Annotated in this window: 4 protein-coding genes; all 4 read left to right on the top strand. The window is 70.9% G+C overall.

Annotated features, from left to right (window positions below; genetic code table 11):
- Nucleotides 1–40: 40 nt before the first annotated feature.
- From ACNPM4_RS13160 to ACNPM4_RS13145, 4 genes are read left to right on the top strand one after another with little or no spacing between them, the layout of a single operon-like run.
- On the top strand, nt 41–1,012 hold the full coding sequence (locus ACNPM4_RS13160) for an ABC transporter permease (RefSeq protein WP_091031746.1): 972 nt from the start codon (nt 41–43) through the stop codon (nt 1,010–1,012).
- Nucleotides 1,009–1,896 carry an ABC transporter permease gene (locus ACNPM4_RS13155; protein WP_091031742.1) on the top strand — a complete coding sequence of 296 codons (888 nt, stop codon included), beginning with the start codon at nt 1,009–1,011 and terminating at the stop codon, nt 1,894–1,896. The genes ACNPM4_RS13160 and ACNPM4_RS13155 overlap by 4 nt, the downstream gene beginning before the upstream one ends.
- Nucleotides 1,893–2,798 carry an N-acetylmuramic acid 6-phosphate etherase gene (gene murQ / locus ACNPM4_RS13150; RefSeq protein ID WP_448985971.1) on the top strand — a complete coding sequence of 302 codons (906 nt, stop codon included), beginning with the start codon at nt 1,893–1,895 and terminating at the stop codon, nt 2,796–2,798. Before ACNPM4_RS13155 ends, murQ begins: the two co-directional genes overlap by 4 nt.
- A complete protein-coding gene (locus tag ACNPM4_RS13145; RefSeq protein WP_448985970.1) occupies nt 2,798–3,988 on the top strand; it encodes an anhydro-N-acetylmuramic acid kinase in 1,191 nt (396 codons plus the stop codon). The genes murQ and ACNPM4_RS13145 overlap by 1 nt, the downstream gene beginning before the upstream one ends.
- Nucleotides 3,989–4,032 lie beyond the last annotated feature (44 nt).

The raw sequence follows: 4,032 nt of genomic DNA, 5'->3' as shown, positions 1-4,032 counted from the left end.
CCCCCCCTCTCTCCCCGACGACAGGCACCCCCACACGCGCATGTTCAGACAGCTCCTCCGCAACAGCGTGCTGCGACGCATCCTCGCAGCCCTCGGCACGCTCCTCGGCGTCGCCATCTTCGTCTTCCTGATGCTGCGCGCCATCCCCGGCGACCAGATCAGCTCCGGCCTCGGCACCGAGGCGGCCGCCCTCACGCCTTCGCAGCGCGCGGCCCTCGAGGCGTACTACGGCCTGGACCAGCCGCTCTTCGTGCAGTTCTTCTCGTGGCTCGGCAACATCTTCACCGGCAACCTCGGCTTCTCGTCCCGGGCGCAGACCAGCGTCCTCGAGCTCACCGCCGCCGCCCTGCCCGTGACGTTCGAGCTCGCGATCTTCTCGATCGTGATCGCCCTCGCCATCGGCATCCCGCTCGGCATGCTCTCGGCGTCGAAGCCCGACTCGGTCCGCGACGGCTTCGGCCAGGTGGTCGGTCTCGCCGGACTCTCGATCCCCGCGTTCCTGCTCGGCACCGCACTGCTGGCGGTGCTCGCCTCGTCGTTCGGCTTCAACCCCAACGGCCAGGCCTACGCCACGCTCTTCGAGGACCCGCTGCTCAACCTCCAGCAGATGCTGCTGCCGTCGATCGTGCTGGGCTTCGGCATCGCCGCGCCGATCATGCGCACGACCCGCACTGCGGTGCTCGAGATCCGCGCCAACGACTTCATCCGCACCGCGAAGGCGAAGGGCGTCCCGCCGCGCCGCCTGCAGGTGCGCCACGTGCTCGGCAATGCGCTCGTCCCGATCGTCACGATGACCGGCCTGCAGTTCGGCTACCTCCTCGGCGGCGCCGTGGTGGTGGAGCAGATCTTCTCGCTCCCCGGCATCGGACGACAGGTGCTGCTCGGCATCCAGCAGAAGGAGTACGCGCTCGTGCAGAGCACCGTCCTCGTGATCGCGCTCGCCTTCGTCATCGTCAACCTGCTCACCGACCTGCTCTACCGGGTCATCGATCCTCGGGTGCGTGCCGCATGACCGACATCTCTCAGACATCCGCCCTCGCCCCCGGCGGCGGGCGCACCGGGGAGCGCGTGCGCCTCCTGCTGCGCAGCCGCAGCGGGCTCACCGGCCTCATCATCGTCGTGCTGCTCGCGGTGCTCAGCCTCGTCTCGGCGTTCGGGCTGCTGCCCTTCGACCCGCTCGCCCAGGATCCGCCCTCGCGCCTGCAGCCGCCGTCGGCCGTGCACTGGTTCGGGACGGACCAGTTCGGTCGCGACGTGTTCTCCCGCGTCGCTGCGGGCGTCGCGAACTCGGCGCTGATCTCCGTCGTCGCGGTCGCCTTCGCCACCGTGGTCGGCACTGTGTGCGGACTCATCGCCGGGTTCTACCGCGGCTTCTCCGACGGCGCGATCACCGCCGTCACCAACGTGCTGTTCGCCTTCCCGCCGCTGCTGCTCGCGCTGTCGCTGGCATCGGTGTTCGAGCGCAACTGGTTCACCATCGCCGTGGCCATCGCGATCGTCTACGTGCCGATCTTCATCCGCGTCACCCGCGGCCCCGTGCTGTCGCTGCGCGAGGTCGAGTACGTCAAGGCCGCCAAGAGCACGGGGCAGAGCCGCATGGCGACGATGTTCCGGCACGTGCTGCCGAACATCACGTCGATCATCATCGTGCAGGTCACGCTCTCGCTGTCGTGGGCCGTGCTCACCGAGGCCTCGCTGAGCTTCCTCGGACTCGGCACCCCGCCGCCTGCGCCCTCGCTCGGTTCGATGATCTTCGAGGCGCGCACGCTCGTCACCATCGCCCCGTGGACCATGATCGCGCCCGGAGTCATCGTGGTGCTGCTCGTGGTCGGGCTGAACCTGCTCGGCGACGGCCTGCGCGACAGTCTCGACCCCCGGAACAGAGGAAAGCGATGACCATGGAGGACCTCGGCGGACTCGCCACGGAGGCCAGCGATCCCCGCTACGCGGAGCTCGACCTGATGAGCGTGGCGGAACTCGCGCAGACCATGAACGAGGCGGATGCCACGGTGCCGGCCGCCGTGCAGCGCGCGCTCGGTCAGATCGTCCCCGCGATCGAGGCCACGGCCGCCCGCATGGCGCAGGGCGGTCGCCTGGTCTACGTCGGCGCCGGAACCCCCGGCCGCATCGGCGTGCTGGACGCCTCGGAGTGCCCGCCCACCTTCAGCACCCCGCCGGAGCTGGTGTTCGCGATCATGGCCGGAGGCCCGGGCGCGATCGTGAACCCCGTCGAGGGCGCGGAGGACGACGCGGAGGCGGGCGCTGCGGCCATCGACGCCGCCGGCATCGGCCCGCTCGACACCGTGATCGGCATCGCCTCGAGCGGACGCACGCCGTATGTGATCGCGGCTGTCCGTCGGGCGCGCGAGCTCGGGGCGCTCAGCATCGGCCTGTCGTGCAACGTCGGGACCGCACTCAGTGCGGTGGCGGAGCACGGCATCGAGGTCGAGGTCGGACCCGAGGTGCTCTCCGGATCGACCCGGCTCAAGTCGGGCACCGCCCAGAAGCTCGTGCTGAACATGTTCTCGACCATCTCGATGGTGCGGGGCGGCAAGGCCTACGGCAACCTGATGGTGGATCTGAAGGCCACGAACCACAAGCTCCGTGAGCGGGCGATCCGGATGGTGCAGACCATCGCGGGCGTCGACCGTGACGCCGCGGTGGCTGCGCTGGAGACCGCCGCCTACGACGTGAAGCTCGCGTCGATCATGATCCGCCGCGGTGAGGACCTCGCCGCGGCCACCGCACGACTGGGCGCCGCCGACGGACGGCTGCGCACTGCACTGGAGGAGAACTGATGCGCGTCCTCGGACTGATCTCCGGCACCTCGCACGACGGGATCGATGCCGCCGTCGTCGACTTCACGACCAGCGGCGGCTTCACCGCGCACGGTGTGGATCTGCACGGCACCGTGCTCGCGGCGACGAGCGTGCCCTACGCCCCCGAACTGCGGGCGCGACTGATCGCGGCGCTCCCGCCCGCGCAGACGACGCTCGCCGAGGTGGCCGAGCTCGACACCCTGATCGGACAGGCGTTCGCCGAGGTAGCGGCCGACATCGCAGCCGAGGTCGGCGGGGTCGACGCGGTCTGCTCCCACGGGCAGACCGTGTACCACTGGGTCGACGGCGCGCACGCGCGGGGCACCCTGCAGATCGGGCAGCCGGCGTGGATCGCCGAGAAGGTCGGCGCCCCGGTGGTGTCCGACATCCGCATCCGCGACATCACGGTGGGCGGCCACGGTGCCCCGCTGGTGTCCTTCCTCGACGAGCTGCTGCTGCGCTCGCGCGCCGGTGTCTCCGCCGCCCTCAACCTGGGCGGCATCTCGAACATGACCGTGGTGCGCCAGGACGGCCTCGTCGCCTACGACATCGGCCCGGCGAACGCCCTGGTCGACGCGGTCATCGTGGAGCACGGCCTCAACCCGCTCGGCTACGACGACGACGCCGCGATCGCCCGCACCGGACAGGTCGACGATGCGCTGCTGGCAGCCCTGCTCGAAGACCCGTACTACGCCCTCACCCCGCCCAAGAGCACGGGCAAGGAGCACTTCCACCTCGGCTACGTGCACGAGCACCTGGCTGCGCAGGGCCGCGAGATCGCGGTCGCCGATGTCGTGCGCACCCTGACCGAGCTCACAGTCCGCACGGTGGCGCGCGACGTGGAGGCCGCGGGCATCGGGTTCCTCGCCGTGTCGGGCGGCGGATGCCGCAACCCGCTGATCCTCGACGGACTGCGCGCCGCGCTGCCCTCGACGGAGGTCGTGCTCGCCGACGAGCTGGGCGCCGCGGCCGACAGCAAGGAGGCCATCCTCCTCGCGCTCATCGGCTGGTCCACGATGCACGGCGTTCCCGCGATCGTGCCCGGCGGCACCGGTGCGCGCGAGCCGCGGATCCTGGGCACCATCACGCCGGGCGTCGGCCCGCTGCAGATGCCCGAGCCCGTCGCCTCGATCGACTCCCTCGTGCTCACGGAGGCCTCGGCATCGTGAGCCTCCAGGTGCGCCCCGCCACCCCGGACGACCTGTCCGGGGTG

This window comes from Microbacterium umsixpiens (genome assembly GCF_053543675.1).
Note: the sequence above shows the minus strand (reverse complement) of the source record. Positions and strands in the feature narration are given on the sequence as shown.

Coding starts and splice junctions, on each gene's coding strand:
- ACNPM4_RS13145 (WP_448985970.1), top strand. CDS start 2,798: ATGCGCGTCCTCGGACTGATCTCCGGCACCTCGCACGACGGGATCGAT.
- ACNPM4_RS13160 (WP_091031746.1), top strand. CDS start 41: ATGTTCAGACAGCTCCTCCGCAACAGCGTGCTGCGACGCATCCTCGCA.
- murQ (WP_448985971.1), top strand. CDS start 1,893: ATGACCATGGAGGACCTCGGCGGACTCGCCACGGAGGCCAGCGATCCC.
- ACNPM4_RS13155 (WP_091031742.1), top strand. CDS start 1,009: ATGACCGACATCTCTCAGACATCCGCCCTCGCCCCCGGCGGCGGGCGC.